Origin of the sequence: Bradyrhizobium sp. CCGUVB1N3 (genome assembly GCF_024199925.1) — a bacterium.
Lineage (GTDB): Bacteria > Pseudomonadota > Alphaproteobacteria > Rhizobiales > Xanthobacteraceae > Bradyrhizobium.
The window spans coordinates 9,292,516-9,319,470 of the sequence record NZ_JANADR010000001.1 but is presented as its reverse complement, the minus strand read 5'-3'; the positions used below and the strand labels follow the sequence as shown (position 1 = coordinate 9,319,470).

Genomic DNA, 26,955 nt, shown 5'->3' with positions numbered 1-26,955 from the left:
CAACACCAGGAGCCCATCATGGGTATCGAGCAGAAAGTCGCTATCATCACCGGTGCATCGCAGGGCATCGGCGCCGCCCTCGTCCAAGCCTACCGCGACCGCAATTATCGGGTCGTCGCAACGGCCCGCAGCATCAAGCCGTCGAGCGATGACGAAGTCCTCGCCGTTCCCGGCGACATTGCCGACTGGAACACCGCCGAGCGCGTGGTGTCTCAGGCCGTGGCCCGGTTCGGCCGTGTCGACACGCTGGTCAACAATGCCGGCATCTTCGTCGCGAAGCCGTTCACGCAATACACGGCCGAGGACTATGCGGCGGTGATGGGCATCAACGTCGCCGGCTTCTTCCGCATCACGCAGCTGGCTATTGCCGAGATGGAAAAGCAGGGCTCGGGCCACGTCGTCCAGATCACGACCACCCTCGTCGATCAAGCCAATTCGAAGGTGCCATCAGTGCTGGCATCGCTCAGCAAGGGCGGGCTCGCCGCCGCGACGAAGTCGCTGGCGATCGAATATGCCAAGCGTGGCATTCGCGTGAACGCGGTCTCGCCCGGCATCGTCAAGACGCCGATGCATCCGGTCGAGACGCATGCCCAGCTTAACGGGATGCATCCCGTCGGCCACATGGGCGAGACGTCCGACATCGTCGACGCCGTGCTCTATCTCGAGCAGGCCGGCTTCGTGACCGGCGAGATCTTGCATGTCGACGGCGGCCAGAGCGCCGGCCATTGAGCCGAGAGGAGAATTCACCGTGCCCATCGTCACCATTCAAGTAACTCGCGAGGGAGCGACGCCGGGCACGGCGTCGCTCACCGCTGAGGACAAAGCTGCGCTGATCAAGGGCTCGAGCCAGTTGCTGCTCGATGTCCTCGGCAAGCCGCTGGATTCGACCTTCGTCGTGATCGAAGAGGTCGACACCGACAATTGGGGTTGGGGCGGCATGCCTGTCCTCGAATTCCGGCGCCGCCGCGCGACGCAACCAGGCTGATCCGTACCGCACATGGTCTTCATCATCGATTTCGTGGCGCGCGGGCTGGGCCAAGGCATCGCGGCGGGATCGCGCTACTGGGTGCTCTATGGTCTCGGCGCGATCGTGGGTCCGCTCGTCACCGGCCATCTCGGCGACCGGAGCGGATTTGGACCCTCCTTGCGCGCGGCTTTCCTGATCGAGGCCGCCGCGGTCCTGCTTCCGACTGTCAGCACCGCACCGGTCTCCCTGATCGTGTCGAGCGTGGTTGTCGGCGCCTTCACGCCCGGAATCGTGCCGCTTGTGCTCGGGCGCATCCATGAGCCCATTCCGCACAGCGCCGAGCAGCAGCGTGCCGCATGGAGCCACGCAACCACCAGCATTGCCCTGTTCGAGGCGGCTGCGGCCTATGGCTTCTCCTGGCTGTATGCGCAGACCGGCGGTGACTATCTGGTGCTGTTCGGTCGCGGCGGAGGCGCCGTGATGCTGGCGCTGGCCATCGACCTCGGCCTGGCACTGGCTCCACGCAAGCAATAGGCGCAAGGACGGCGGCGGCGATCAGGAATACTGCATCACGCCGTCGTCGATCCTGCCGTAGCGCAGGGAGACGATATCGAGGGCGTAATTCTGGTAAAGCCGCCACGGCCGTTTCGAACCTTGCTTGGGCATCTTCGCAACCGAGCGCTGCACGTAGCCCGAGGTGAAATCGAGCGAGGGTTGGAGACTGACCGCCGGATCATCATTGTGCGGCACGCATTGCCGGAAGTTATGCCGGTCCATGTAGTTGATGAGCCGGCAGACATATTCGCAGGTGAGATCGCATTTCAGCGTCCACGACGCGTTGGTGTAGCCGAAGGCCGAGGCGAGGTTCGGCACGTCAGCGTACATCATGCCCTTGTAGGTCAGCGTCTTGGCGAAATCGACCACGCGGCCGTCGACGCTGATCTCGAGCCCGCCGACGACCTGAAGCACGAGCCCTGTCGCGGTGACGATGATGTCGGCAGCGAGCTCGCTGCCGTCCTTGAGGCGAATTCCGTCTTTCGTGAAGGTGTCGATCTCGTTGGTGACGACGGACGCGCGCTTTTCGCGGATTGCCGCGAAGAGGTCGCCGTCGGGCACCAGACACAGCCGCTGATCCCAGGGATTGTAGCGCGGCGTGAAATGCGTCGCGACGTCGTAGTCCGGTCCAAGCGCCATCTGCACGCCCTTCAGGATCAGATCCTTCACCTTGGCGGGCCGGCGCCGGCTGAGCTGGAAGAAGAACATGCCCCACATCACGTTGCGCCAGCGAATCAAATGATAGGCGAGCGTGGCCGGCAGGTTGCGGCGCAGCTTGTTGGCGAGCGGATCCTGCGCCGGACGCGACACGACGTAGGTCGGCGAGCGCTGCAGCATGACGACCTCTGAGGCCTTCTTCGCAAGCTCCGGCACTAGTGTCACGGCAGTGGCGCCCGATCCGATCACCACCACGCGCTTATCGGCGTAGTCGATGTCCTCGGTCCACTTCTGCGGATGCACGATGCGGCCCTGAAAATCCGCGATGCCCTTGAATTCCGGCGTGTAGCCTTCTTCGTATTTGTAATAGCCGGAGCACATGAACAGGAAATTGCAGGTGAAGCGTACGATCTCGGATGCGCCTTCGCCCGTCAGACGCTCGGCTTCGACGGTCCAGCGCGCATCGGGCGTCGACCACGACGCGCGCCTGACGCGATGGCCAAAGCGGATTTTCTTGTCGACGCCGTTCTCGGATGCCGTCTCGCGCACGTAGTCGAGAATTTGCGGCCCGTCGGCGATCGCCTTCGGATCGGTCCACGGCTTGAAGGAATAACCCAGCGTAAACATGTCGCTGTCGGATCGGATGCCGGGATAGCGGAACAGATCCCAGGTGCCGCCGATGCAGTCGCGCCCTTCGAGGATGACGTAGCTCTTGCCCGGGCATTTCGTTTGCAGATGGTAGCCCGCGCCGATGCCGGACAGGCCGGCGCCGACGATGAGGACGTCGAAATGTTCTTGTTGCATGGTTTCCTCCGCCGCCCAGGATTGTCCGACCATCACTGCCGTGCGTCAATCGCTAATCGGCCTGCGATGCAACCGGGAGGAGAACCCCGTAGTTTCCGGCCTGCAAAACAAAAAGCCCCGGATTGCTCCGGGGCTTCTGCATGTTGCGAGGCGATCGGGCCTCAGTAGCGATAGTGATCCGACTTGTACGGACCTTCCTGCTTGACGCCGATATAGTCGGCCTGGTCCTTGCGCAGCTCGGTGAGCTTGACGCCGAGCTTGGCGAGGTGCAGGCGCGCGACCTTCTCGTCCAGCGACTTCGGCAGCACGTAGACCTTCTTCTCGTACTTGCCGTCCTTGTTGTTGGCCCAGAGTTCGATCTGCGCCAGCGTCTGGTTGGTGAAGGACGCCGACATCACGAAGGACGGATGGCCCATCGCGTTACCGAGGTTCACGAGGCGGCCCTCCGACAGCATGATGATGCGATGCTTGTCGGGGAATTCGATCTCGTCGACCTGCGGCTTGATGTTGGTCCACTTCAGATTGCGAAGCGAGGCGATCTGGATCTCGTTGTCGAAGTGACCGATGTTGCAGACGATGGCGCGATCCTTCATCGCACGCATGTGCTCGATGGTGATGATGTCCTTGTTGCCGGTCGCGGTGACGAAGATGTCGGCGCGCGGCGCGGCCTCTTCCATGGTCACGACCTCATAGCCTTCCATCGAAGCCTGCAGCGCGCAGATCGGATCGACCTCGGAGACCATGACGCGGCAGCCGGCCTGACGGAGCGAAGCCGCCGAGCCCTTGCCGACGTCGCCGAATCCGGCGACCATCGCGATCTTGCCCGACATCATCACGTCGGTGCCGCGGCGGATGCCGTCGACGAGCGATTCACGGCAGCCATAAAGGTTGTCGAACTTCGACTTGGTGACGCTGTCGTTGACGTTGATCGCCGGGAACAGCAGCGTGCCCTTGTTGGCCATCTCGTAGAGGCGATGCACGCCCGTCGTGGTCTCTTCCGAGACGCCCTTGATGTTCTTGGCGATCTCGCCGAAGTAACCCTTGGGCTTCTCCTTCAGCAGGCGCTTGATCAGCGCGTAGAAGATCTCTTCTTCTTCCGAGCCAGGCTTGTCGAGGAAGGCGGTGTCGCCGTTCTCGGCGCGGACGCCGGCATGCACCAGCATGGTCGCGTCGCCGCCGTCATCGAGGATCATGTTCGGCGTGCCGCCGCCATGCCAGTCGAACAGCTTGGCGGTGTAGTCCCAATACTCGGTCAGCGTCTCGCCCTTCACGGCGAAGACGGGAATGCCGGCCGCGGCGATCGCGGCCGCGGCGTGATCCTGCGTCGAATAGATGTTGCAGGAGACCCAGCGGATGTCGGCACCGAGCGCGACGAGCGTCTCGATCAGGACCCCAGTCTGGATCGTCATGTGCAACGAGCCGGCGATGCGCGCGCCCTTCAGCGGCTGCTTCGGGCCGAACTCTTCACGGGTGGCCATCAGGCCGGGCATCTCGGTCTCGGCGAGCGAGAGCTCCTTGCGGCCGAAATCGGCCAGCGAAATGTCCTTGACGATGTAATCGGTGAAGCCGGGCTTCGCGTTCATGTCGAGCGTCCTGTTGTTTGAAAAAGTCATTCCGGGGCGCTCGTAAAACGAGCGAACCCGGAATCCAGAGGTTCGAGATTCCGGGTTCGCCGCTATCGCGACGTCCCGGAATGACGGAATCGATCAGACCGCGCGCTTGAGCGGCTCGACGAGATCGGTCTTCTCCCAGGAGAAGCCGCCCTCGTTGTCGGGCGTGCGGCCGAAATGGCCGTAGGCCGAGGTGCGCGCATAGATCGGACGGTTGAGATCGAGATGGGTGCGGATGCCGCGCGGCGTCAGATCCATCGCCTGCGCTGCCGCCTTCTCGAGTTGATCCTCCGGCACCTTACCGGTGCCGTGGGTGTCGATGTAGATCGACAGCGGACGCGCCACGCCGATGGCGTAAGCGAGCTGGAGCGTGCAGCGATCAGCGAGGCCGGCCGCGACGATGTTCTTGGCGACGTAGCGCGCGGCGTAAGCGGCCGAGCGATCGACCTTGGTCGGATCCTTGCCGGAGAACGCGCCGCCGCCATGGGGCGCCGCGCCGCCATAGGTGTCGACGATGATCTTGCGGCCGGTCAGGCCGGAGTCGCCGTCGGGACCACCGATGTAGAACTTGCCGGTCGGGTTGATGTGCCAGATGGTCTTGCCGTTGATCCAGTCCTTCGGCAGCGCCTCGCGCACATAGGGCTCGACGATGTCGCGCACCTGGTTGGAGGTGAGTCCTTCGACCAAGTGCTGGTGCGAGACCACGATCTCGCGCACGCCGACCGGCTTGCCGTTCTCGTACTGCACGGTGACCTGGCTCTTGGAGTCCGGGCCCAAGACCTTCTCGCGGCCGGAGTGACGTGCTTCGGAGATCAGCCGCAGGATCTTGTGGGCGTAGAAGATCGGCGCCGGCATCAGGTCGGGCGTCTCGTTGGTGGCGTAGCCGAACATGATGCCCTGGTCGCCTGCGCCCTCTTCCTTGACCTCGCCCGGCTGAAGCGCATCGACGCCCTGCGCGATGTCGGCCGACTGCGGATGCAGGAGGATCTCGATGTCCGCGGTCTTCCAGTGAAAACCTTCCTGCTCGTAGCCGATGTCCTTGATCGCGCCGCGCACGACGCTTTCGATCTGCTCGTTGGTGACCGATGCGGGACCACGGGTCTCGCCCGCGATCACGACCTTGTTGGTGGTCGCAAGCGTTTCGCAGGCAGCGCGGATCTGCCACGGGTCAATGCCGGCTTTCGGTCCTTCGCGGTAGAACAGATCGACGATCTCATCGGAGATGCGGTCGCAGACCTTGTCCGGATGGCCTTCAGACACGGACTCGCTGGTGAAGAGATAGGACGCTCGCATCAGTAACCCCTTGTCCCGCCCCGTTGGGCAGTCGTTTGCGATGTTTACTTTTGGATGATGTCAATCACGCCGGCGCGAGATGACGTAGGATTCGTCGTAAAACCAGAGCCCGTTGTACTTCCGCAGCACGTCCCTGGCGGCATCCAGAGTGCGGCCGTTTTGAGTCATTTCTGTCAACCGGTCGTCCTCGATCTGAGCGACATACACCGCCGCATTCCAGGCTGCAAAGGCTGTCGAGGTTCCGATGGTCCCGGTCACCTCGTTGGGCAGCGCTTCCATATCATACCTGAAGATCGAGCGGTTATCAGCATAAGCATTAAAGTTTAGGTCGCGGCCCAACGATCCGAGCTCATACTTAACTGCGCGCAATAGCTCATGTCGGCTCACCGCGAAAGGATTTTCTCCAGGCCAGATCGCCTGGATCATTTCCATGCCGGGATCGTGACCATGGGAGTGGATTCCGATCAGCCGCCCCCCTGGCCGCAATGCCCGCGCCAGAGGCGCAATGATCCGCTTTGCCCGAAAATTAACCGAGGACAGGGCGCGGTATGGCTGGGATGCAATAACGAGGTCGAAATTGGCCTCGGTCTGGCCCGGACGCGGAATGGTCGAATCGAGCAAGAATCTGTGATCCTCGCGATAGAGCACGAGGACGACGGGCCGCTCGTAAAGCGGCATGGCCGTGCGCGGGCTGATCGCGGCGCGCCAGTTCTGCTCCAGGAACGGCCTCAGCTCGGCGATCTGCTGTTCGAACTCTCCCGACGAAGCGCCCCGCAGCGGAACCTCGTGCCAGACGGTGGCGGCGGCCGCGGCGGGCGAGGCCGGCGTCAGCCAGGGCGCCTCCGAGTAGAACATGTTGGTAAAGACGAAAACCGACGCCGGATGCTCGAAAATGCGGTCCGGCACCTTCTCCAGCGTCAGGCGCAGGTCCTCGAGACTGAGCTCCTTGCCCGCGACATAGAACGGCATGTGCGGATAGCGCTGGTGCGTGGCGCGCAGCACCCGCGCCAGCACCGTGCCGTCGCCGATGCCCGCGTCGAATATGCGCAGGGCCGGTGGGCGCGGATGGATGCTGGCGAGCTCGAGCGCCACGCGCTCGGCGACCACGCGCTTCTCGCTGCAGGTATGGACGAACAGCAGGTATTTCTGCCGGTTTTCGAAGAAGCGGAAATTACCGCGCGGATCGCGCTTCTCCGGCGGCACCTGAAGCCCTCGCGGCGGCGGCAGGCCTCCGGTCATCGATGCGGCCATATAGGCCTGGATCCGCTCGAGCGTGTCGATGGTGATGCGCTTCCCCTCGCGCAGGCGCTGCACCAGCTTCCCATCGTTCACCGCGCGCCGGCCAAACGTCGATTCCGCCATGTCCGCCTTGCGGCAGAACTCGGTGATCTGGCTGAGGATTTCGTCGTTCTTCATGGGTGGGACGGAGGTGGGCAGCGGGTTGGGCCGGCAGGTCCTAGCATGATCTGCCCAACGGAGGAAGCGTGAGTTTGAATAGATGGCCAGCGTCTTGCCCGACACTTCAGTCGATCATCTCGTCGGCATTGGACAGCAGCGCGGGTGGCAGGACGAGGCCGAGCGCTTTGGCCGTCTTCAGGTTGAGCAGGAGTTCGAATTTGGTCGGCTGATAAATCGGGATGTCGCCGGGTCCGGCTCCCTTCAGGATTTGGTGCACGTCCTGGGCCATGCGCCTGAGCAATTCCGCGAGGTCGACCGTATAGGCCATCAGTCCACCAGCATCGACGTAATCGCGGTAGGGACACATTGTCGGCAAGCGGTGTTTCAGCGCGAGCTCGGCAATCAGCTGCCGGTGAGCGTAGAGGTCGCCTTCGCCGGTAATCAAGACTGCGTCGGGCCGTCGCTCGGCCATGTCGGTGAAGACACGCTCGATCTCCGCGGTCGTCCCGATGTTCGGGACCATCGAGACCAGTGAAATTCCCAACTGGCTGCTGACGTCGCGTAGGGCCTGCCCAAATGAACCTTCCCACCCGTCACGCATCCCGAGGAAGGCAACGCTCGCGGTCTGAGAAACGGCTTCCTTCAGCAACGCGAGGCGCTTCCCCCAGATTTCGATGCCTGCATCGAGCGTAATACCGGTCAGGTTACCGCCGGGTCGGGCCAGGCTGGCGACCAGCCCCGCCTTCAGCGGATCCAGCATGAACGCCACAAGCGGTATCCTGCTGGTCGTGGCCTTGAAGGCGACCACAACCGGATTGGTCCCGGTGACGATCAAGTCCGGATTGCGCGCCACGATCTCACGGGCGAAGTCAGCATAGCGCTCGTGATGCCCCTCGGCGGAATAGCGCTCGATGATCAAATTCTGTCCTTCGACGTAGCCCAGCCGACGGAGCTCTCCGAAAAACGCGCGCCACGCCGTCCCCCCGCCGGTCTCGGTCAGGAGACCAACGGGGATAGCCGGATGGAAGATCGCAATCCGCTGCGGCGTGCCGCGCTGTGCCCGCGCGGGTCGGATCGCCGTGGCAAGCAACAGACCGGCCGTAAAATCCCGCCGCCTCATTGCACAACGCCCCTCGACGTCTGAGCAATGCTCGGATCGTATCAGGTTACGAGGGCGCAACGCAGAGGAATTCGCGGGGACAGGGTGTTTCGCCCGACGCGTACTGTTTTGCCCGACGGGTAAAATGATTGGCTTCGCGTCACCCTTATCGGTATACAAGATCGAAAAAAGTAACTTTGGGGCGAATATGTTCAGGTTGTTTTTGGTGGCCGCGGTTCTCCTTGCGGCACTATCGGGCGTTGCGCGTGCTGGCTACCTAGACGAGAACCCCGACGACGTCTTCGCGACCGTCTATCAGCGCATCGGCGTGCTTCCGGTCCAGGCAGCGCGGGACCCTTATGTCTGGTTGCGCCTCGAAGAGCTGAAGCGCGAGCCGTGCGACCAGAAGAGCATCGGCGATCTCGCTCTCATGCTGGATAAGCTCGGCTATCGGCGACAGGCGGCCGACGGGCTCTACAAATTCGTCATGAACTGCGGCGCGCCCATCACGGCCCTGCACCGCTCGATCGACATCTTTCTGAAACTCAGCGACTATCCCAAGGCCGTCGAAGTCGCCGACGAATTCATCCGGCGCGCACCGACAAACCACAACGCGCACTATCTGCGCGGCGTCGCGCTGGAGGGGACCGGCGACTACAAGCGCGCACTGGCCGACTACTCCGACACGATCGAGCTGTTCGGTGCCGACAAGAAATCAATCTCGAGCCGAGTCTTCCTGCATATGGCCGCTGCCTATGCCGCGCTCAAGCAATTCTGCGAGGCGACGGCGCCGATCAACCTCTGGGTCGCGCTGGATCCAGTAACCCGCGACACCAGTCAGACCCAGAAAATCATCTCCGACTATGAAAGTCAGGGCAACTGCGTCGCATCGAAGGAGTTTCGCAAAGAAAGCTTCCCGCTCCACGGGCAGAAGAACGTCGTCACCGTGAAGGCCCAGATCAACGGCGTGCCCGGGGTGTTCATTCTCGATACCGGCGCAAGCTACGTGTCCGTGAAATCCGCCTTTGCGAACCGCGCCAAGCTTCCCGACACCGGGAGCAGTGAGATCACGCTCATGACGGCCAACGGGCAGACCAAGGCCAAACTCTCCAAGGCCGACAAGGTCGGGCTCGGCAAGCTTGAGGCAACCAACGTCCCCATCGCGATTCAGAACACCGACGACAAAAGCTATGGCGCCGGCGTCGACGGCCTGCTCGGCATGAGCTTCCTGTCGCGGTTTGAGGTTCAGATGGCCGGTGGATTCATCGAGATCCGCACCCGCCAGCCGAAGAAGTAAAGCTTTCGTCGCGACAGCGCGGGCTGAACCGACCATCCCTCCGCCGCGACAAACGGACGACATCCACCTTTCCGTTCGCAGCCGTTTTTCCGAGGTATCCTTGCGCCGCCTGCTCGTCATCCTCTCCCTGCTCGCCACGGCCGTGTGGTCCGCACCCTGCCTTGCGCAGTCGCGCAGCCAGCTCGGTCCGCTCTGCACCACCGACACCACGCCGGCCGACCAGCAGATCGACGCCTGCAACAAGATCATCGCGCTGAAGGTGTTCAAGGGCGGCCAGCTCGCCACCGTCTATTTCTGGCGCGCGGTGGGCTGGAACAAGAAGGGCGACTACGCGAAGGTCATCACGGATGCGACCGAAGCCATCAGGCTTGAGCCGAGCCAGGCGGTCTACAACCTGCGCGGCTCGGCCTATTTCGACAAAGGCGAGTACGACATCGCGATCGCCGATTTCGACGACGCTCTGAAGCTCGGGCCGCCGGGCGGAACCATCTTCCACAACCGCGGCAATGCCTATCAGGGCAAGAAGGACTACGCCAAGGCGATTGCCGATTTCGATGCTGCGATCAAGGCCGACCCGAAATCGACCTTCTCCTACCAGAACCGCGGCGCCTGCAAGGAGGCGCTCGGCGACCTTGACGGCGCGCTCGCCGACATCAACCAGGCCATCCGCATCGACCCGAGCCTGTCGCAGCCGCTGGTGCACCGGACCACGATCTGGCGCGCCAAGGGCGAGCTCGACCGCGCCATCGCCGACGGCAGCGAAGCGATCCGGCTCGCCAAGGACAAGCCGCCGGTCAACATCATGACGCCGCCGAACAGCGTGCTGATCTCGGCCTACACGTTCCGCGGGCTCGCCTACGAGGCCAGGGGCGACTACGCGCACGCCAAGGAAGACTACAAGGGCGCGCTCGGCGTCACGGCGTCTGACGCCGGCAGCAAGTCCAACCAGGCGACGGCGAAGGTGCGGCTGTCGCTGCTATCCGACGCAACCGTGCCGACGCCGCGCGATGCGCCGACCTCGACGGCGCAGCAGACGACGGCGCCTGCAGGGCAGCAAGCGAGCACGACGCCTGCGCCCTCGCCTGCTCCGGCGGGCCGCGGCAAGCGCATGCCGCTGATCATCGGCAACGGCGCCTATGCTCACGTCAAGGCGCTGCCTAATCCGCCCAACGATGCGCGCGCAGTCGCAAAGAGCCTGCGCGACATCGGCTTCGCGGTGTCGGAGGGCATCGACCTCGACCGCGCGGCGATGCAGAAGATGACGCGCGACTTCCTGCGCGATGCGGCGCGGGCGCAGGTCGCGGTGGTCTACTACGCCGGCCACGGCGTGCAGATCGACGGCCGCAACTATCTCATTCCGATCGACGTCGGGCTGAAGGCAGGCGCCAACATGACGGAGGCGATGATCGATATGGACACGATCATGGCCGGCCTCGACGATCAGGTCCGCACCAACATCCTGATCTTCGATGCCTGCCGCAACAACCCGATGGCGCCGCAGGTGGCTGCCGCCGGCGCCAATCGCGGCATCGAAGGCGCCTCGGGTCTCGCAGCGCCGACCAGTCTCGGCGCGGGCGCGACGTTGGGGGCCGGCACGCTGATCGCATTCGCCACGGCGCCGGGCCAGGTTGCGCTCGATGGCGAAGGCGCCAATTCGCCGTTCTCGTCCGCGCTTTCCCGCCATCTCGGCACGCCGGGGCTCGAGGTGCAGCAGATGCTGACGCGCGTGCGCGCCGAGGTCGTCTCGTCGACCAAGAACAAGCAGGTGCCGTGGTCGAACTCGTCTCTGCTGGGCGAGGTTTATCTGGCGGAGAAGTGACGGGCGCTGGCACGCTACGTCTGCCGAGAGGCGAAAGTAACTCGCCTCAAACTCAGTGTCGTCCCGGACAAGCGAAGCGCAGATCCGGGACCCATAACCACAGGACGATGTTTGGCGAAGACAGGTGGTTACCAGTTTCGCGCCACAACTTCTCCCTGGGGGTATGGGTCCCGGCCTTCGCCGGGACGACACCGAAGATGTGGTGAGGACTCGCCGTCACTCACGCGCCGGACCGCGCGGAGCTCAGTTACCCCACACTTCCTTGGCGATCTCGACCGCGAGGCTGAGCTTCGCCCACTGCTCCTCCTCGGAGAGGATATTGCCTTCCTCCGTCGAAGCAAAACCGCACTGCGGGGAGAGCGCGAGCTGCTCCAGCGGCGCGAACTTGGCGGCCTCTTCCAGACGGCGCTTGATGTCGTCCTTCTTCTCGAGCTCGCCGAACTTCGAGGTGATGACGCCGACCACGACGACCTTGTTGCCCTTGGGCAGGAAGCGCAGCGGCTCGAAGCCGCCGGCGCGGTCTGAGTCATATTCCAGGAAGTAGCCGTCGTAGTTGGTGCCGGCGAGCATGGTCTCGGCGACCGGCTCGTAGCCGCCCGAGGAGATCCAGGTCGAGCGGAAATTGCCGCGGCAGACATGGGTCGTCACCACCATGTCCGCGGGCTTCTCGGCCAGCGCGTAGTTGATGATGCGCGCGTAGGTCTGCTGGAGACCATCCGGATTGTCGCCGCGCTCGCGCGCCTTCTTCAATTCGTCCTGTGAGCAGAGATAGGCCCACACGGTGTCGTCGAACTGGAGATAGCGGCAGCCGGCGTCGTAGAACGCCTTGACTGCCTTGCGGTAGGTCTTGCCGAGGTCCTCGTAGAACGCATCGAGATCGGGATAGATGTCCTTGGAGATCGCCTTGCGGCCGCCGCGGAAATGCAGCACCGCCGGCGAGGGAATCGTCATCTTGGCGGTGACGTGGGCCTGGTCGGCATATTTCTTCAGGAACTTGAAGTGGTCGAGCATCGGGTGGTGATCGGGGAAGTCGAGCTTGCCAATCACGCGCACAGCATCATGCCGCGTCTCGACGCCCGCGAATTGGATGCCCGTGTCCGGGTGGAACATTTCGCAACCGGTGAGCTTCGCCAGGAAGTCGAAATGCCACCAGGAGCGGCGGAATTCGCCGTCGGTCGCGAGCTTCAAGCCGATCGAGGCCTGCTTGTGCACGACCTTCTCGATCTCCATGTCCTCGATCTTGCGCAGATCATCGGCCGAAATCTCGCCCTTCTCCAGCTTCGCGCGGGCTTCTTTGATCTTCGGCGGGCGCAGGAGGCTGCCGACCTCGTCGGCGCGGAAGGGGGCTTTGGTTCGCTGCATTGGTTCACTCCCGAATTTTCAATAGCGTTTTCAAGCGAAGTGGGTACCGGTTCGCGTGAAGAGAACGCGTCGGACAGGCTAATGGGCGGCCGCCCCGGCGACGCCGAGATGGCGCTCGAGGACCGACGGGTCGGCCTTCAGCGCGGCGCTCGGGGCGTCGTGGACGATCGTTCCGCGCTCCAATATCACAACGCGGTCGGCAAGCCCCAGAATCTTTTGCGCGTTCTGCTCGACGATGATCGAGCAGATGCCGCCGGCCCGGGTGATGGTCCCGATCGCCTTCAGAAGCTCCTCGACGATGATGGGCGCAAGCCCCTCGGTCGGCTCATCCAGCAACAGGACCTTGGGATTGAGGGTCAGCGCGCGGCCAATCGCCAGCATCTGCTGCTCGCCACCGGAGAGCTGGTTGCCAAAATTGCTCCGCCGCTCCTTCAGCCGCGGAAACATCTCGTAGACCTTCTCGACCGTCCATGGGCCGGGCTGGGCCACGGCGGTCATGTTCTCTTCCACCGTGAGCGAGCGGAAGATGTTGCGCTCCTGCGGCACCCAGCCGATGCCGGCGCGCGCGCGCTGGTCGGGCCGCAGCGAGGTGACGTCGATGCCGGCGAGCCCGACCGAGCCGGAAAAGCGTCGGGTGACGCCGACGATGGAGTTGATCAGCGTGGTCTTGCCGGTGCCGTTGCGGCCCAGCAGCGCCAGCACGTTCCCCTCGGCAAGGCGCAGGGACATGTTGGGCAGCACCACCGCCTCGCCGTAGCCGGCGCGCAAGGAGTCGATTGCGAGCAGGTCAGACATTGACCGCCTCCTCGCCGAGATAGACGGCCTTGACCTGCGGATCGCGCGCGACCTGGTCGGGCGGGCCCTCGGTGAGCAGCGCGCCCGAAACCAGCACCGAGATGCGGTCGGCGAAGGAGAAGACGAGATCCATGTCATGCTCGATCAGGAGCACGGTGACGTCGCGGGGCAGCGCTGCGACCACGGCCAGGATGTCGTGGCGCTCGCTTTCGGGCACGCCGGCGGCGGGCTCATCCAGCAACAGCACGCGCGGCTTGGCAGCGATCGCGACCGCGATCTCGAGCAGGCGCTGCTTGCCGTAAGGCAGCGTCACGGTCTGCTCGTTCATGACGTCGAGCAAATGGAAGTGCTTGAGGAGCTCGGCGATCTCGCCATTGACGTCGTCACGGGTGCCCATCCGCCGCCACCAGTCGCCGCCATGACCGAGGCGTTCGGAGACCGCTAGCCCAATGGTTTCGAGTGGCGTCAGGTCGGGATAGAGCTGGTTGATCTGGAAGGTGCGCGACAGGCCCCGCAGCACGCGCTTGTGCACGGGCAGATCGGTGATGTCCTGGCCTTCAAGCAGGATGCGCCCCGAGTTCGGCTTGAGCACGCCGGTGAGCTGGTTGATCACCGTGGTCTTGCCGGCGCCGTTCGGACCGATCAAGGCGTGGCGAGCGCCCTGCTCGATCTTGAGCGACAGGTCGCGCGTCACGCGCAGGCCGCCGAACTGCTTTTCGAGATTTTGGGTTTCGAGCGCGATGGTCATGCGTCGCCCTCCGGCACGGCGACGACCGCCTTGCGACCGGCAATCTGCTTGATGATCAGGTTCGGCACGAAGAGCACCCAGCGGTGCAGCCGCTGGCGGCCGACCAGCACGATCACGACCAGCACGAGGCCGATCCAGAACTGCCAGTATTGCGGGGTGATGGTCGAGAACCATTCCTGGAGCATGCGGAATATGACCGCGCCGATCAGCCCGCCATAGAGATAGCCGGTGCCGCCGATGACGAGCACCAGCATCAGATCGGCGGAGCGCTCGAAGGCGAACACGTCGAGCGAGGCGATCGCCGTGGTCTGGGTGAACAGCGCGCCCGCAATCCCCGCATAGAACGCGGCGAGCGTGTAGATCGCGATCAGGCGGCGGTTGACGGGGATGCCGATGGCGGCCGCCCGCAGCGGATTGTTCTTGATCGCGCGCAGCGACAGGCCGAACGGTGAATGCACGATGCGGCGCGCGAGCAGGAACAGAACAAACAGGACGGCGACCGAATAGAAGAATCCTGTCTTGCCGAACATGTCGAAGGCAAGCGTTCCGAAGATCGGCTGCATCTCGATGCCTTGCAGGCCGTCGGTGCCGCCTGTGACGTTGGAGAAGCGTTCGGCGAGCGCTTCAAGCAGCAGCGCGATGCCGAGCGTCACCATGAGACGGGTCAGGTCGACGCCGCGGATGACGAGGAAGCTGGTGGCAAACCCCAGCACCATCGCCGCAAGACCGGCGACAACGAGCGCGATCACGGGCTCGTTGATGATCCCGTGCAGCGCAAGAAGCCCCGCGCCATAGGCCCCGACGCCGAAGAAGGCGGCATGACCGAGAGAGACGATGCCGGCATAGCCAAGGATCAGATCGAGCGACATCGCAAACAGCGCAAGCCGCACGATGTCGGTCATGATCAGGTAACGCGAGGGAAACACGAAGCCGCAGGCCAGCACGATGAGCCAGAAGGCAACTTCGCCATAGTGCCAGCGCGCATGTCGCTGGGCGTGATAACCGACGTCGGATGCAGCGTTCATCGGCTCAACTCAACGCGCAGCCGTGCGGCCGAACAGGCCATTCGGGCGCCAGATCAGGATCACGATCATCATGGTGTAGATCACGAAGGGGCCCATCTTCGGCACGTAATATTTGCCGGCGACGTCGCCAATGCCGAGCAGCAGCGAAGCCAGAAATGGACCGGTAATCGAGGATGAGCCGCCGACGGTGACCACGATCAGGAAGTAGATCATGAACTTCAGCGGGAAATACGGGTCGAGCCCGAGGATCTCCGCGCTCAGCGCCCCGCCGAGGCCTGCGAGGCCGCAGCCAAACGCAAAGGTGAAGGCGAACACCTGCGGCACGTTGATGCCAAGGCCGCTCGCGGCGCGCGGATCGTCAACGGCAGCGCGCAGGCGGCTGCCAAAGCGGGTCTTCGCCAGTACGAGCTGGAGCGCGATGGTGAGAAGCCCGCAGATGATGATGATCATCAGGCGGTAGCGACCGATACCGACGCCGAACAAGTCGAACTGGCCCTGGAGCGCCGCCGGCAGATTGATGAACACCCGCGACGATCCCATGACGTAGTCGACGGCGGCGACCGACATGAACGTCAAACCGATCGTGAACAGCACCTGGTCGAGATGGCTGCGCGTATAAAGGTGGCGGTAGAGCGTTCGCTCCAGCGCGATGCCGATCACGGCGGCGGAGACAAAGGCGAGTGGCAGTGCTGCGAAGAACGGCCAACCCTGCTGGTTGACCAGCACGGCGCAGATGTAGCCGCCGGTCATCGCAAAGGCGCCATGAGCGAGATTGACGAAGTTCATCAGGCCGAGCGTGACCGCGAGCCCGCACGCGAGCACGAACAGCAGCATGCCGTAGGCAACGCCATCGAACAGGTTGGTGAGGATTGCGGTCATCGGGAGTGAGTGAACCTTGATCAGTACTCGTCATTCCGGGACAGCGCGAGCGAGCGCTGAGCCCGGAATCTCATTTCAACAATTTCGAGATCCCCGGTTCGCGCTAAGCGCGCCCCGGGATGACGCGCTTTCGCGCGTCACTTCTTGGTCTTACCGAGATCCTTGACGGCTTCGAACGTTTGGAATTCGACGTTGTAGAGCTCACCGTCGACCTTCTCGACCTTGCGGATGTAGATGTTTTGCACGATGTCGCGGGTCTCCGGATCGATCGAGATCGGGCCGCGCGGGCTCTCCCACTTCTGCCCCTTCATCGCCTCGATCAGCTTGGTGCCGTCGGTGTCGCCATTCGTCTTCTTCAGCGCCTCGTAGATCAAATGGATGCCGTCATAGCCGCTCACGGCCATGAAGCCCGGCCGGTTGCCGAAGGCCTTCTTGTAGGCCGCAACGAAATCCTTGTTCATCGGCGAGGGATGCGCCGCAGAGTAGAGATGCGCGGTCACGGTGCCGAGCACGGCATCGCCCATGTTGTTGAGGAGGTCGTCGTCGGTGACGTCGCCCGGTCCGATCACCTTGATGCCGGCCTTGTCGAGGCCGCGTTCAGCATACTGCTTCATGAAGTTGCCGCCCTGGCCGGCCGGCACGAACACGAAGATCGCGTCGGGTTTTGCGTCCTTCATGCGCTGGAGAAACGGAGCGAAGTCGGGATTGGCGAGCGGCGTCTTGACCTCTTCGACCACCTCGCCGCCGCCGGCGACAAAATGCTCCTTGAAGAAGTTGAGCGCGTCATTGCCTGGCGCGTAGTCCGAGGTCAGCGTCGCGACCTTCTTGATGCCGTTCTTCACCGCCCAGTCGCCGACGATCGTGGAGGACTGCGCCAGAGTGAAGCTGGTGCGCACGATATAGGGCGAGCGCTCGGTGATGATCGAGGTGCCGGCCGCCATCACGACTTCCGGAATCTTGGCTTGCGTCGCGAGCGGCGCCGCGGCAAGCGCCGCCGGCGTCACGCCGAAGCCGGCGATGAAATTGACCTTGTCGTTGACGATCAGCTCCTGCGCGGCGGTCTTCGTCTTGTCCGGGATCGCGGCGTCATCCTTGAGGATGATCTCGACCTTCTTGCCGGCGACGGTGTCGCCCTTCTGCTGCATGTAGAGCTTGATCGCGTTCTCGATCTGCTTGCCGGTCGAGGCCTGGCCGCCGGTCATCGGCAGAATCAGGCCGACCTTCACGGTATCTTCCGCCCTGGCAGGCATGGCAGCCACGAGGCCTGCGACGGCCGCGAGCGTGGTGACCCATGACAATCTGTGACGTCCGAACATCAAAATGTCCCTCCCCTTCTTCCTTCTCTTGCGCCCTGAACCGAGTGCCCGGCTCTTGCCTCACCATAACTCAGACCGGACCATGTGGCGGCGGCCACATGGCGTCTTTCGCGCCCCTGTTGTCAATCGGACGTTTGGCGACCATTCGGCGCAAACCGCGCGTTCGGGCTGCCAGCGGCGACGTCGCGGTTACGTCGAGGTGACTGACGGAGCACCCCGATCTCGACCGCATCGATTTGTACGCTTGTACAAATAAAATGGACTTGTCAACGAAAAAGCCCGTCGACGACCAAGCCAGATTGTCGCGAGCCCCTAACGGCAGTCTAGAAATCGGATGCGTGGCGTGGATGGAGGATTTCGTCTTTCTTTTGGAGAATTTGTACATCCGGGAGTTTCCAGCCGGCTCGGACTTGGTAACAGGTTACCTATCTCGAATAAGTCTATTTTACCTTGTTGATGGCTAGTCTCCCGGCGCCAACTCCAGCCGAGCTCCGGCTAACCCGTTCCAATTTTCTTGCCCACTTACAATGCCGCAACGTTTCAGCTCTCTTCTGATCCTCCTCGCGCTCGCTGTCGGGCTGACCGGCTGCGGCACGGTCAACGAGAAGCTCTCCGCAGGGATGGGCGAGTATGTTCCACACTGGGCCGGCGGCCTGCCGGCCGACGCCCCTCCGCGCGCCGGCACGCCGCAATACGACGCCTGGATGAAGGAGCGCGAACGCAAGCGCATGATGCCGGCCGCGGATCGCGAAAAAGAAGAACAGGCGCAGAAAGGCGTCACGGGCGCGACGTCAGGCGCCGCGGTGCATTAGGCACAAATCGTCATTCCGGGGCGATGCGTCAGCATCGAACCCGGAACGACGGCCGACTAATCCACGAACACCACAGTCTTGCGCCCGTTGAGGATGACGCGGTCGTCCAAATGGTAGCGGATCGCACGCGCGAGCACGCGCCTTTCGATGTCGCGTCCCTTGCGGACGAGATCTTCGGGTGTGTCGCGATGGCTGATGCGCTCGACGTCCTGGTCGATGATCGGGCCCTCGTCGAGGTCACTCGTAACGTAGTGCGCGGTCGCACCGATCAGCTTGACGCCGCGCTCATGGGCCTGGTGGTAAGGCTTCGCGCCCTTGAAGCCAGGCAGGAATGAGTGGTGGATGTTGATGCAGCGCCCCGACAGCTTTGCAGAAAGATCGTCCGACAGGATCTGCATGTAGCGGGCGAGCACCACGAGATCAGTCCCGGTCTTGGCGACGAGATCGAGGATTTGCGCCTCCTGCTCGCGCTTGGTCTCCCTGGTGATCGGCAGATGGTGGAACGGGATGCCGCCGAAATCGAGCCCGGCATAGACCTCGCGCGGATGGTTGGAGACGATTGCTGCAAGCGTCATCGGCAACTCGCCGGTCCGCCAGCGGTAGAGGATGTCGACCAGGCAGTGGTCGGACTTCGACACCAGCAGCATCACGCGGCGATGCGCCGCGCGGTCGCGCATCTGCCACTCCATCCCGAAGCGCTCCGCGATCGCGGCGAAACCGGTCTGCAAGGCCGACAGCTCGACGGCGAGATCGGCCGCCGTGAACACCACCCGCATGAAGAAATTCTTGGTCTCGATGTCGTCGAACTGCTGGGCATCGAGAATGTTCTGTCCGTTATGGGCGAGGAAGGTCGACACCGCCGAGACGATGCCGGGGCGATCCGGGCAGGAAAGCGTCAGAACATATTGATGGTCGGGCATGAGCTTGATGAAGGTTTGGGTAAACGATACGGAACAGGCCGAATTGCGTCCTGCTCTATCACCGGAGCCGGCCTTGCGCCAATCCCAAGTCCGGAGTCAGGATGAACGTAACATTGCAATTCCAAACCGAGGCTCGACCATGGCTGACCGGCTGAACGGCTACCGCATCCTCATCCTGGAAACGCGCGAGGAGGCCCAATTTTCCAAACTTCTCGCCGAACAGGGCGCCGATGTCGTGCAATGCCCGATGTTCGCCATTCACGACGCGCCGGACCCGGCGCCGGTCGAGGCCTGGATCCGACGCGCCATCGACAAGCCGTTCGACGACCTGGTGCTGATGACCGGTGAAGGCCTGCGGCGGATGATGAAGCTTGCGCGCGAGCGCGGGATCGACCAGGCGTTTGTCGCAGCGCTCGCCAAATCGCGAAAATTCACCCGAGGGCCGAAGCCGGGGCGCGCCTTGCGCGAGGTCGGGCTGGACTCGCAGCAGACCACGGAGAAGCCGACCACCGAGGGCGTCATCGAGATGCTAGCGAAGTTCGATCTCAGGGGGCATCGGCTCGGGCTTCAGCTTTATCCCGACAAGGATCACGGCACGCTGATCGGCTCGCTCGAGGCGCAAGGCGCCAAGGTCGATAGCGTGTTGCCCTACGTCTACGATCCGAAGGCGGCGGATGCGAATATCGTCACCGCGATCGACGACATGGCGGAGGGGCGGATCGATGCCATCGCGCTGACCAATCTCGGCCAGGTCCGCCGCCTGATCGAAGCCGCAAAGGCGCATGACGGCGAGGAGCGCTTGCGGGAAGGCCTGAAGCGGACGCTGATCGCCTCCGTAGGGCCCGCGGTCACGGGCGAGCTCGCCGCACACGGCCTGCGCCCGGATATCGTGCCGGCGGAGGACGCCTACTTCATGCGGCCGCTGATCTCCGCGATGGCTGCGGCGCTGGCGGAGAGGAAGCCGCAGATTGCAGTGCGTTAGCCTGCCACCTGCGAGGCAGCCGACATCAGCTCCTGAGGGCTGGGCATCCCGAACATGCGCTGGCCACCGTCAGGCACCTCGGTAAAGGTCCAGCGCACGATCCCTTCCCGATCGAGGAGGAACTGGCCGAACAGCTGGCCCGTGCCGCTTGCCGCCATGCGCTGATCGACCTCCGTCATCTCGTAACCATCCTTGCTGTTGAGATACTGCGCAGCCGTCGGCCGATTCATGGGCTCGGGCAATTCGCCGGGCATGTCGACCGGCATGCTCAAGATCACGTCCATGCCCACCTTGCGCGGCCACTCGGTTTCCTTCTCGGTGAACTCCAGATTGGGCAGGCCGAACGCGCGGTGCGAGACCCGCTCGGGATCGGACGCGGCCAGCAGGTTGGGCAGTGGATGATAGCGGAAGTAGAGCCGGGCCCGGTCGATCGGCGTATTGACGACCGTGAGACTCTCGATGCCCTTCCCGCGCAGCGCGCCGTCAAGCTGCGCCTGCGCCGCGATATGGCGCCGGCAGAACGGGCAGTGCAAGCCACGAAACAGGCCGACCAATATCGGACTATGCCCGCGATAATCGTCGAGCGCGATCTTTCCTTCGCGCGTAATGGCGTCCAGCACGATGCTCGGTGCGCGATCGCCGGGCTGAAGTGGTCCATCGACATGGCGGTCTGACATGATTGAACTCCCTCACATTGGCTAGTCAAGAAATGGCAGTACGATCAGCCCTGCGGGATCGAGCCCGTGCCGGGCGCAGACATCCTGGGCCAGCGCGAAATACCGCTCTGCCTCGGGCATGTCGCCTCGATCGAGGTTCAGTGTCGCAAGACCATCATAGCACGGAAAGAGCTGCTGCGGCTCACCGGTCTCGCTCGCCACCTCGATGGCCTCGCCGTAGCAGCGGGCAGCCTGATCGGGGCGGAAATGGCATTGATGGATCTGCCCAAGAACGATCAAGGGCACCGGGAGATGCTCGCGCTGATCGAGCGCACGGTCGATCTCGACCGCCTTTTCGGCAGCCGGCACTCCCTCGTCGGTACATCTGTCGGTGAAGGTACAACAGGCGACGGCAAAATTGGCGAGGAGACGCGCCTGGAAGCCGAGATCGCCGATGCGATGCGCGACACCGAGTCCGCGCCGGCAGACCTCCATGGCTTGCGCCGGGTCGACGATCGTATAGAGCACGCCAAGGTTGGTGTAGCCGCGACAGGCTGCGTTGAGGAGGCCAGCGGCTTCCGCTGCCGCGACACTTTGCTCCACCTCGCGCACCGCGTCCTGGTGCCGTCCAAGCCGCGCCAGCGCAACCGCCTTGGTGTTGAGCGCCTCCGCAATGGCGCGCGCCGCCTCGAGCCCGGCCTGCCCGTCCGCGTCCGCCGACACGGACCGCGCATAGCCGAGCGCCTCGTCTGCCCATCTCGCGGCAGCGTCGTGATCGCCCATGCGAAACGCAAGGCGGCCGCGTTCTTGCAGGAGGTGCGCCCACTCGATCGGCGCCTCGATACCGCCAAGCCGGTCAGCCGCTTCGGTATAGTGCGCCTCTGCCTTGATGCGCTTGCCGGCGTCCCACAACAATCGGCCGAGCTTGCGAAGAATTCGCGCTTCGCCGATGCGGTCCCCTGCGGTGCGATGCCCCTCCAGCGCACTCTGGTAGTGCTCCTCGGCTGTGCTTCGGCGGCCGGCCACGCGACAGAGGTCCGCGATGCGCTCGCACAGGACCAGGCACTCCGGCTCCCCTTCGCTACCGGTCGACAGCACGGAGAGCGACTGCTGGTAGAAACGAAGGGCATCGTCGTTGGCATAGCTTGCCCGCGCGCGATCTCCGGCCGCGCGCAGATAACGCGCTCCTTTCGGCTTGCTTGCGCTCAGACTGAAGTGGTGTCCAAGCAAGATGAGATCTTCGAGCCGCTCGGGCTCATTGCCATAGAGCTGCTCCAGAGCGGCACCAATCCGACCATGGAGCTCGATCCGTCGCTGCAATAGCAGGTTCTGATAGATCACGTCCTGAAGCATGGTTTGCGTGAAGCGGTAGGATCGCAGCGACATCGAGTTCGAGCCCGCGACCTCCTCGATGATCTCGGCGTCGCACAGATGTTCGAGCCCTGCTTCGACCCTCGCCCGCTCGGTTGCCGTCGCACCGAGAACAGCCGCATCAAAGCGCGGACCGATCACCGCAGCCTCCTGAGCCAGGCGGCGCACCTCATGCGGCAACCGGTCCAGGCGCGCCAGCAACAGCGCCTGAACGCTTGCCGGAATATCGGTAGCGGCTTCATCCGACTTCATCCGCCACTGCGCACCATCACGCTCCAGGGCGCCGGCTTCAATGAGGCCGCGTATGATTTCCTCGAGGAAAAGCGGGTTGCCGCTCGCGCGCTCGAGGATTCGACCGAACAGACGTCCCGGCGCCTCACGCCAACCATGACTGAAGTAGGCCGCGAGCAGTTTTTGTCCGTCAGCATCGCCGAGCGGAGACAGCCGAAGGGTCGTGTGACTGATCCGACTCGAACCGAACTGATCCAGCTCGAGCATTGGCCGATGTGTGAACAGCAGCATCAGCCGCGTCCGCTCCAGCCGGTCCATCAGGAATCGCAGTGCTTCAAGCGACACCGCATCGGCCCAATGCAGGTCCTCGACGATGATCAGAAGCGGAGACAAGGCGAGGCGGCGTTCGAAGACGGTGCGGATCGCGAAAAAGATCTGTCGGCGGAGCTGTTCGGGTTCGACATGCCTGAGCACGGCGTTGGGGTCGCCGAGGCCAAGAACGTGCAGATAAAGGGGCATCAGTCGGTCCGCCTCCTCGGCCGCGAGGCCAAGCTCCGACAGCGCTTCGGCAAGCTTCGCCTCCGCCTCTGCGGCGCCGGCCTTCTGCGTGATGCCATAGGCGCTGCGCAGCACGGCTGCGAGTGTGCCGTAGGATTGTTCGCCCAGCGGCGAACAGACCGCCTGCCGGATCGCCACGCCCGCGAAGGGATCCTCATCGCGGATGCGGGCGCCGAATTCGTTGACCAGGCGCGTTTTCCCGATACCCGCTTCGCCGACCAGCCGCACCAATTGAGCCGCGCCGCCACACGCCCGGTCAAGGCTGGCGACCAAACGGGCAAGCTCGGCGTCGCGGCCGATCAACGGCGCATTGAGACCCAGCGTGTCGAGGCCTCGTGCCGCACGGGGCGCCTCGAGCGCCGCCTTCAGACGGTGAACCAGAACGCTGCCCATCTTGCCCTTGAGCGAGACCTCGCCAAGCGAGTCGTAGGAGAACGCATGCCGCGTCAGACGGTGGGTCAACGGTCCGACCAGCACCTCGCCCGGAGACGCCATCGACTGCAATCGCTGGGCGGTATTCACCGTGTCGCCCGTTACTGAATAGGATTTGGCAACACCTACGCCTAGCTCGCCCGCAACGACGTGCCCGGTGTTGATACCGACATGGAGCAGCAGCGGTGAACCGGCATACGCCTTCGCGCGCTCGCTGAGGCGCGCCGTCCGGCTGATCATGTCGAGGGCGGAGCGGACCGCCCGCTCCGGATCGTCCTCATGCGCGGCTGGCGCACCGAACAGAGCAAGCAGCGCATCGCCGATGAACTTGTCCACGAAGCCGCCAAAGCTTTGCACCGCGGCCGTCAGCTCCTCAAACAGTTCATTCTGAAGCGTCTGCATGACCTCGGGGTCGAGCCGCTCGCTCATCGAAGTGAAGCCGCTGAGATCGGCAAACAGCACGGTGATGGTGCGCCGATTTGCTTCGCTGTCGATTTTATCCGCCTGCGGTCGAAACGCGTGCTGAGCCTCGGCCGTCGAAACGAGCGGTGGCGAGGATGACCTGATTGAGGGTGTCATCGGGCTCGTACGCACCGATGCCTGCCCGCCGCCTTGGGAGGCCTCACAGACGAGAGCGCCGCACTTCGGGCAGTACGAAAAATCCGGCGCGCATGGAAAGCCGCAGCCAGGGCACGCGTTCGGCTGCTTCGTGCCGCACTTCGGGCAGAAGGCAAAGCCGCTCTGAACCTCGAAACCGCAACCCGAGCACTTCATGGCCCAAGACCTCGCGGAAGCCGCGATGGCGCGATCCCCTGGACCCTGCCGAATGGGTCCAGAGGGTGGACCAGAATGGGCTCGGCGCGCCGGAAGAGCAAGCGGCGGCTCGTCTATCCCTCCACGAAACGGGCCGGACAGCGAGCTGATGCTGCGGGTGCTCTGGGACAAAGGTGGCCTCGCATGCAGCGCGCCGCTCTCAGCCGCGGCAATTCGATGCAACATTCGGAAGCTCGGCGGGAATGCAACGCATGGCACGTCGCCTGTCGTCGGCGAGCATGGCGGCATGCGACAGCGTCGATTGACACGCGCATCGCCGGCACTACGCTGACGAACAGAAAGAACAAATAATAAGGGCAGGGAATCGCCGTGAAACCCGTCATCGCATCTTGAACACAGCCACACGACCTTCCGCACTCGCGCCGTTCCGCATCCGCAACTATCGCTTTCAATGGCCATCCGATCTGCTCACCTCCTGGGCATTCGAGGTGGAGACGCTGGTGCTCGGCTGGTACATCATGGTGGAGACCGGCTCGGTGCTGCTGCTCACCATCCTGGCATCGCTGCAATATGTCGGGACACTGACTGCACCGGTGTTCGGGATGATCGGAGACCGCATGGGTCACCGGGATCTTCTCGTCGCCATGCGTCTTGCCTATACGGCACTGTCCTCGACCATCATGGCGTTGGCCCTAAGCGGCCATCTGGCGCCGCTCAATGTGATGATCATCGTCGCGGTCATGGGCCTGATCCGTCCATCGGATCTCGGGATTCGTGGCGCGCTGCTCGCCAGCATCATGCCGGCCGAACAACTGGTTGGTGCCATCAGCCTGTCGCGCACGACCCAGGATAGTGCGCGCATCGCCGGCGCCTTGACCGGCGCCGGACTGTTTGCCGCGCTTGGCATCGGCCTCGTTTATGTGGCGATCGCCTGTCTCTACTTCGTGGCCGCGATCCTGATGCTCTGCCTGACCCGGCCGCCAAAGTCCTCGGCCGCAAGCCATCGCCCGGCGGACGACCGCGCCGGCGCGAGACTGCTGCGCGACCTGAAGGAAGGCATCGTTTATGCCTGGAATGGCCCTGGGATGAGAGCGGCGCTCTGCGTCGCATTTTTGGCCAATCTCACGGCATTTCCGCTGACGAACGGACTATTGCCTTTCGTCGCGCGCGACATCTTTCATACCGATCAGACCGGTCTCGGCTATCTGTCGGCGAGTTTCGCCGTGGGCTCGCTGATCGGTTCGGTCACGCTCAGCCTTGTGGGCGGCCTGCGCATCGCCCGGCTTCTGATCGGCGCGACACTCGCCTGGTACGCGATGCTGCTGGTGTTCGTGGGGCTGAGGACCATGCCGGTCGCCATGGCCTGCCTCGTGCTCGCCGGCATCGCCCAGAGCATGTCGATGATTGCCGCCGCTGTGATCCTGATGCGTGCTGCGAGCGCGCACCTCCGGGGCCGCGTGATGGGGGTGCGCATGATGGTGATCTACGGCTTGCCGCTCGGGCTGCTCGCGGCGGGCAGCTTGATCGATCGCATCGGCTATTCGGCGACGGGCTCGCTGTATGCGATCTCGGGGTTCATTGCGATGATGGCGATTGCCGTGCGCTGGCGCGACGATTTGTGGCCGGCACACGCGCCAGCCAATGCGCGATGACGGGACGGCGCCCCCTAGTCCCCATACCCGCGCAGCCGATCGACATCGAGGATGGTGATGCCGCCATATTCGAGCCGCAGCAGCCCCTCCTTCTCGAGCCGGTTCAGCGCGCGGTTCGCGTTCTGCCGCGACATGCCGGAGAGCGCGCCGATCTCCTCCTGCGTGATCTCCAGATGCGTTTTGGAATCCGGATAGAGGATCGGGTTGAACAGCGAGGCGATGCTGCGGGCAAGGCGAGCGGTAGCGTCCAGCGTGCGGTTGACTTCGAGCATGCCGATGAACTGGCCGAGCCGCTCGTTGAGCTGGCGCACCAGGAAGCGGTTGAAGCCGACGCTATTCTCGAACAGCCATAGGAAGGCGCTACGCTCCATCAGCGCAAGGCGGCTGTCGCGGAGCGCAACCACGTCGTAGCGCCGCGGCTCGTTCTTGAGCACGCTGCCTTCGCCGAACCAGGCGCCCGCAGTGAGGCCCGCCAAACTCGTCTCCTTGCCGTCGCGCGAGACCCCGCCCATCCGGGCGAGGCCACTGACCACGCCGGCCCAATAGTCGAACCTGTCGCCGCGCATGAAGACGGTCTCGCCGTTGACGTAGGATTTTTCGATGATCCCGGCGCGGGCGACCTCGATCTCGCGCATCGTGAGCTCGCGCGACCAAGCGGCGACGCGCTTCAATTGATCCTCTGAAATCATGATCCCGAAGCCAACCGCACCGTAATGTCACCCCACTCGATTGCTGCACTGCAATAAACCCGCCTCATTCGCCCTGCGACGAAAGAGGCAGGCACCGTCCCCGCGAAAAACTTTGCCGACGAATTGTCAGGCACAAGACATTTCAAAATAGCGCTTTACCCTATTGAGGACCACCTCGCGCGATGCGGCTTTTGTTCCCAATGGGGACAACGCCGCATCGCGTGATCGGGCCGGGACCATCGGCTGCATGGTTT

At 63.6% G+C, this 26,955-nt stretch carries 22 protein-coding genes and 1 pseudogene; 8 read left to right on the top strand and 15 right to left on the bottom strand.

Translation table 11 applies throughout. The annotated features are described in order from the left end of the window. Nucleotides 1–18 precede the first annotated feature (18 nt). From NLM33_RS43970 to NLM33_RS43960, 3 genes and pseudogenes are all read left to right on the top strand, one after another. Entirely contained in the window at nucleotides 19–729 is a 711-nt protein-coding gene (locus NLM33_RS43970; protein WP_254104750.1) for an SDR family NAD(P)-dependent oxidoreductase, read from the top strand. Nucleotides 730–748: 19 nt separating this feature from the next. Continuing rightward, a complete protein-coding gene (locus NLM33_RS43965; protein ID WP_254104747.1) occupies nucleotides 749–985 on the top strand; it encodes a 4-oxalocrotonate tautomerase family protein in 237 nt (78 codons plus the stop codon). Nucleotides 986–988: 3 nt separating this feature from the next. Next, a pseudogene (locus NLM33_RS43960) lies at nucleotides 989–1,501 on the top strand (YbfB/YjiJ family MFS transporter); the annotation flags it as partial. 21 nt (nucleotides 1,502–1,522) lie between these two features. Here NLM33_RS43960 and NLM33_RS43955 read toward each other — a convergent pair. The 5 genes from NLM33_RS43955 to NLM33_RS43935 form a co-directional block, all read right to left on the bottom strand. Then, a complete protein-coding gene (locus NLM33_RS43955) occupies nucleotides 1,523–2,983 on the bottom strand; it encodes an NAD(P)/FAD-dependent oxidoreductase (RefSeq protein WP_254104744.1) in 1,461 nt (486 codons plus the stop codon). Between the two features lie 161 nt (nucleotides 2,984–3,144). Beyond that, nucleotides 3,145–4,566, bottom strand: coding sequence for an adenosylhomocysteinase (ahcY, locus tag NLM33_RS43950; RefSeq protein WP_254104740.1), 1,422 nt, complete (start codon nucleotides 4,564–4,566; stop codon nucleotides 3,145–3,147). 123 nt (nucleotides 4,567–4,689) lie between these two features. Then, nucleotides 4,690–5,886: a methionine adenosyltransferase gene (gene metK, locus NLM33_RS43945; protein ID WP_254104737.1), complete on the bottom strand. Its 1,197-nt coding sequence runs from the start codon at nucleotides 5,884–5,886 to the stop codon at nucleotides 4,690–4,692. A gap of 60 nt (nucleotides 5,887–5,946) precedes the next feature. Further along, nucleotides 5,947–7,302 carry a hypothetical protein gene (locus NLM33_RS43940; RefSeq protein ID WP_254104728.1) on the bottom strand — a complete coding sequence of 452 codons (1,356 nt, stop codon included), beginning with the start codon at nucleotides 7,300–7,302 and terminating at the stop codon, nucleotides 5,947–5,949. 106 nt (nucleotides 7,303–7,408) lie between these two features. Further along, nucleotides 7,409–8,404 carry an ABC transporter substrate-binding protein gene (locus NLM33_RS43935; protein WP_256570624.1) on the bottom strand — a complete coding sequence of 332 codons (996 nt, stop codon included), beginning with the start codon at nucleotides 8,402–8,404 and terminating at the stop codon, nucleotides 7,409–7,411. A 205-nt stretch (nucleotides 8,405–8,609) separates the two neighbouring features. Here NLM33_RS43935 and NLM33_RS43930 point away from each other — a divergent pair, with 205 nt between their 5' ends. Next, on the top strand, nucleotides 8,610–9,680 hold the full coding sequence (locus NLM33_RS43930; protein ID WP_254104724.1) for a retroviral-like aspartic protease family protein: 1,071 nt from the start codon (nucleotides 8,610–8,612) through the stop codon (nucleotides 9,678–9,680). Nucleotides 9,681–9,780: 100 nt separating this feature from the next. Continuing rightward, nucleotides 9,781–11,499: a caspase family protein gene (locus NLM33_RS43925; protein WP_254104723.1), complete on the top strand. Its 1,719-nt coding sequence runs from the start codon at nucleotides 9,781–9,783 to the stop codon at nucleotides 11,497–11,499. A gap of 243 nt (nucleotides 11,500–11,742) precedes the next feature. Here the strand turns inward: NLM33_RS43925 and NLM33_RS43920 are convergent, their stop codons facing one another. The 6 genes from NLM33_RS43920 to NLM33_RS43895 form a co-directional block, all read right to left on the bottom strand. After that, nucleotides 11,743–12,861: a cobalamin-independent methionine synthase II family protein gene (locus NLM33_RS43920; protein WP_254104721.1), complete on the bottom strand. Its 1,119-nt coding sequence runs from the start codon at nucleotides 12,859–12,861 to the stop codon at nucleotides 11,743–11,745. Nucleotides 12,862–12,939: 78 nt separating this feature from the next. After that, a complete protein-coding gene (locus NLM33_RS43915) occupies nucleotides 12,940–13,656 on the bottom strand; it encodes an ABC transporter ATP-binding protein (protein WP_254104720.1) in 717 nt (238 codons plus the stop codon). Continuing rightward, nucleotides 13,649–14,404 (bottom strand): ABC transporter ATP-binding protein, encoded by a 756-nt coding sequence (locus NLM33_RS43910; protein ID WP_254104719.1) that lies wholly within the window; start codon nucleotides 14,402–14,404, stop codon nucleotides 13,649–13,651. Before NLM33_RS43910 ends, NLM33_RS43915 begins: the two co-directional genes overlap by 8 nt. Beyond that, nucleotides 14,401–15,429 carry a branched-chain amino acid ABC transporter permease gene (locus tag NLM33_RS43905; RefSeq protein ID WP_254104718.1) on the bottom strand — a complete coding sequence of 343 codons (1,029 nt, stop codon included), beginning with the start codon at nucleotides 15,427–15,429 and terminating at the stop codon, nucleotides 14,401–14,403. Before NLM33_RS43905 ends, NLM33_RS43910 begins: the two co-directional genes overlap by 4 nt. A gap of 9 nt (nucleotides 15,430–15,438) precedes the next feature. Next, the gene (locus NLM33_RS43900) at nucleotides 15,439–16,308 is read right to left on the bottom strand and encodes a branched-chain amino acid ABC transporter permease (RefSeq protein WP_254104717.1); all 870 of its coding nucleotides are present in this window, start codon (nucleotides 16,306–16,308) and stop codon (nucleotides 15,439–15,441) included. A 137-nt stretch (nucleotides 16,309–16,445) separates the two neighbouring features. Then, a complete protein-coding gene (locus tag NLM33_RS43895) occupies nucleotides 16,446–17,624 on the bottom strand; it encodes an ABC transporter substrate-binding protein (RefSeq protein WP_254104716.1) in 1,179 nt (392 codons plus the stop codon). 527 nt (nucleotides 17,625–18,151) lie between these two features. Between NLM33_RS43895 and NLM33_RS43890 the strand changes: the two genes are divergently transcribed. Further along, nucleotides 18,152–18,436 carry a hypothetical protein gene (locus NLM33_RS43890; protein WP_254104715.1) on the top strand — a complete coding sequence of 95 codons (285 nt, stop codon included), beginning with the start codon at nucleotides 18,152–18,154 and terminating at the stop codon, nucleotides 18,434–18,436. A gap of 56 nt (nucleotides 18,437–18,492) precedes the next feature. Here the strand turns inward: NLM33_RS43890 and purU are convergent, their stop codons facing one another. Next, nucleotides 18,493–19,356 carry a formyltetrahydrofolate deformylase gene (gene purU, locus NLM33_RS43885; RefSeq protein WP_254104714.1) on the bottom strand — a complete coding sequence of 288 codons (864 nt, stop codon included), beginning with the start codon at nucleotides 19,354–19,356 and terminating at the stop codon, nucleotides 18,493–18,495. Between the two features lie 139 nt (nucleotides 19,357–19,495). Between purU and NLM33_RS43880 the strand changes: the two genes are divergently transcribed. Beyond that, complete coding sequence (locus tag NLM33_RS43880; protein ID WP_254104713.1) at nucleotides 19,496–20,338, top strand: uroporphyrinogen-III synthase; 843 nt, start codon at nucleotides 19,496–19,498, stop codon at nucleotides 20,336–20,338. Here the strand turns inward: NLM33_RS43880 and NLM33_RS43875 are convergent. Together NLM33_RS43875 and NLM33_RS43870 are read right to left on the bottom strand one after the other, a co-directional pair. Then, nucleotides 20,335–21,015: a peroxiredoxin-like family protein gene (locus NLM33_RS43875; protein WP_254104712.1), complete on the bottom strand. Its 681-nt coding sequence runs from the start codon at nucleotides 21,013–21,015 to the stop codon at nucleotides 20,335–20,337. The two genes, NLM33_RS43880 and NLM33_RS43875, sit on opposite strands and share 4 nt — an antisense overlap. Before the next feature lie 21 nt (nucleotides 21,016–21,036). Next, on the bottom strand, nucleotides 21,037–24,360 hold the full coding sequence (locus tag NLM33_RS43870; RefSeq protein WP_254106158.1) for an adenylate/guanylate cyclase domain-containing protein: 3,324 nt from the start codon (nucleotides 24,358–24,360) through the stop codon (nucleotides 21,037–21,039). Nucleotides 24,361–24,749: 389 nt separating this feature from the next. Here NLM33_RS43870 and NLM33_RS43865 point away from each other — a divergent pair, with 389 nt between their 5' ends. Further along, on the top strand, nucleotides 24,750–26,012 hold the full coding sequence (locus tag NLM33_RS43865; protein WP_254104711.1) for an MFS transporter: 1,263 nt from the start codon (nucleotides 24,750–24,752) through the stop codon (nucleotides 26,010–26,012). A 14-nt stretch (nucleotides 26,013–26,026) separates the two neighbouring features. Here the strand turns inward: NLM33_RS43865 and NLM33_RS43860 are convergent, their stop codons facing one another. Further along, on the bottom strand, nucleotides 26,027–26,701 hold the full coding sequence (locus NLM33_RS43860; RefSeq protein ID WP_254104710.1) for a Crp/Fnr family transcriptional regulator: 675 nt from the start codon (nucleotides 26,699–26,701) through the stop codon (nucleotides 26,027–26,029). Nucleotides 26,702–26,955 lie beyond the last annotated feature (254 nt).

Coding starts and splice junctions, on each gene's coding strand:
- NLM33_RS43935 (WP_256570624.1), bottom strand. CDS start 8,404: ATGAGGCGGCGGGATTTTACGGCCGGTCTGTTGCTTGCCACGGCGATC.
- NLM33_RS43870 (WP_254106158.1), bottom strand. CDS start 24,360: ATGAAGTGCTCGGGTTGCGGTTTCGAGGTTCAGAGCGGCTTTGCCTTC.
- NLM33_RS43880 (WP_254104713.1), top strand. CDS start 19,496: ATGGCTGACCGGCTGAACGGCTACCGCATCCTCATCCTGGAAACGCGC.
- NLM33_RS43940 (WP_254104728.1), bottom strand. CDS start 7,302: ATGAAGAACGACGAAATCCTCAGCCAGATCACCGAGTTCTGCCGCAAG.
- ahcY (WP_254104740.1), bottom strand. CDS start 4,566: ATGAACGCGAAGCCCGGCTTCACCGATTACATCGTCAAGGACATTTCG.
- purU (WP_254104714.1), bottom strand. CDS start 19,356: ATGCCCGACCATCAATATGTTCTGACGCTTTCCTGCCCGGATCGCCCC.
- metK (WP_254104737.1), bottom strand. CDS start 5,886: ATGCGAGCGTCCTATCTCTTCACCAGCGAGTCCGTGTCTGAAGGCCAT.
- NLM33_RS43890 (WP_254104715.1), top strand. CDS start 18,152: ATGCCGCAACGTTTCAGCTCTCTTCTGATCCTCCTCGCGCTCGCTGTC.
- NLM33_RS43970 (WP_254104750.1), top strand. CDS start 19: ATGGGTATCGAGCAGAAAGTCGCTATCATCACCGGTGCATCGCAGGGC.
- NLM33_RS43900 (WP_254104717.1), bottom strand. CDS start 16,308: ATGACCGCAATCCTCACCAACCTGTTCGATGGCGTTGCCTACGGCATG.
- NLM33_RS43860 (WP_254104710.1), bottom strand. CDS start 26,701: ATGATTTCAGAGGATCAATTGAAGCGCGTCGCCGCTTGGTCGCGCGAG.
- NLM33_RS43875 (WP_254104712.1), bottom strand. CDS start 21,015: ATGTCAGACCGCCATGTCGATGGACCACTTCAGCCCGGCGATCGCGCA.
- NLM33_RS43895 (WP_254104716.1), bottom strand. CDS start 17,624: ATGTTCGGACGTCACAGATTGTCATGGGTCACCACGCTCGCGGCCGTC.
- NLM33_RS43910 (WP_254104719.1), bottom strand. CDS start 14,404: ATGACCATCGCGCTCGAAACCCAAAATCTCGAAAAGCAGTTCGGCGGC.
- NLM33_RS43955 (WP_254104744.1), bottom strand. CDS start 2,983: ATGCAACAAGAACATTTCGACGTCCTCATCGTCGGCGCCGGCCTGTCC.
- NLM33_RS43920 (WP_254104721.1), bottom strand. CDS start 12,861: ATGCAGCGAACCAAAGCCCCCTTCCGCGCCGACGAGGTCGGCAGCCTC.
- NLM33_RS43915 (WP_254104720.1), bottom strand. CDS start 13,656: ATGTCTGACCTGCTCGCAATCGACTCCTTGCGCGCCGGCTACGGCGAG.
- NLM33_RS43905 (WP_254104718.1), bottom strand. CDS start 15,429: ATGAACGCTGCATCCGACGTCGGTTATCACGCCCAGCGACATGCGCGC.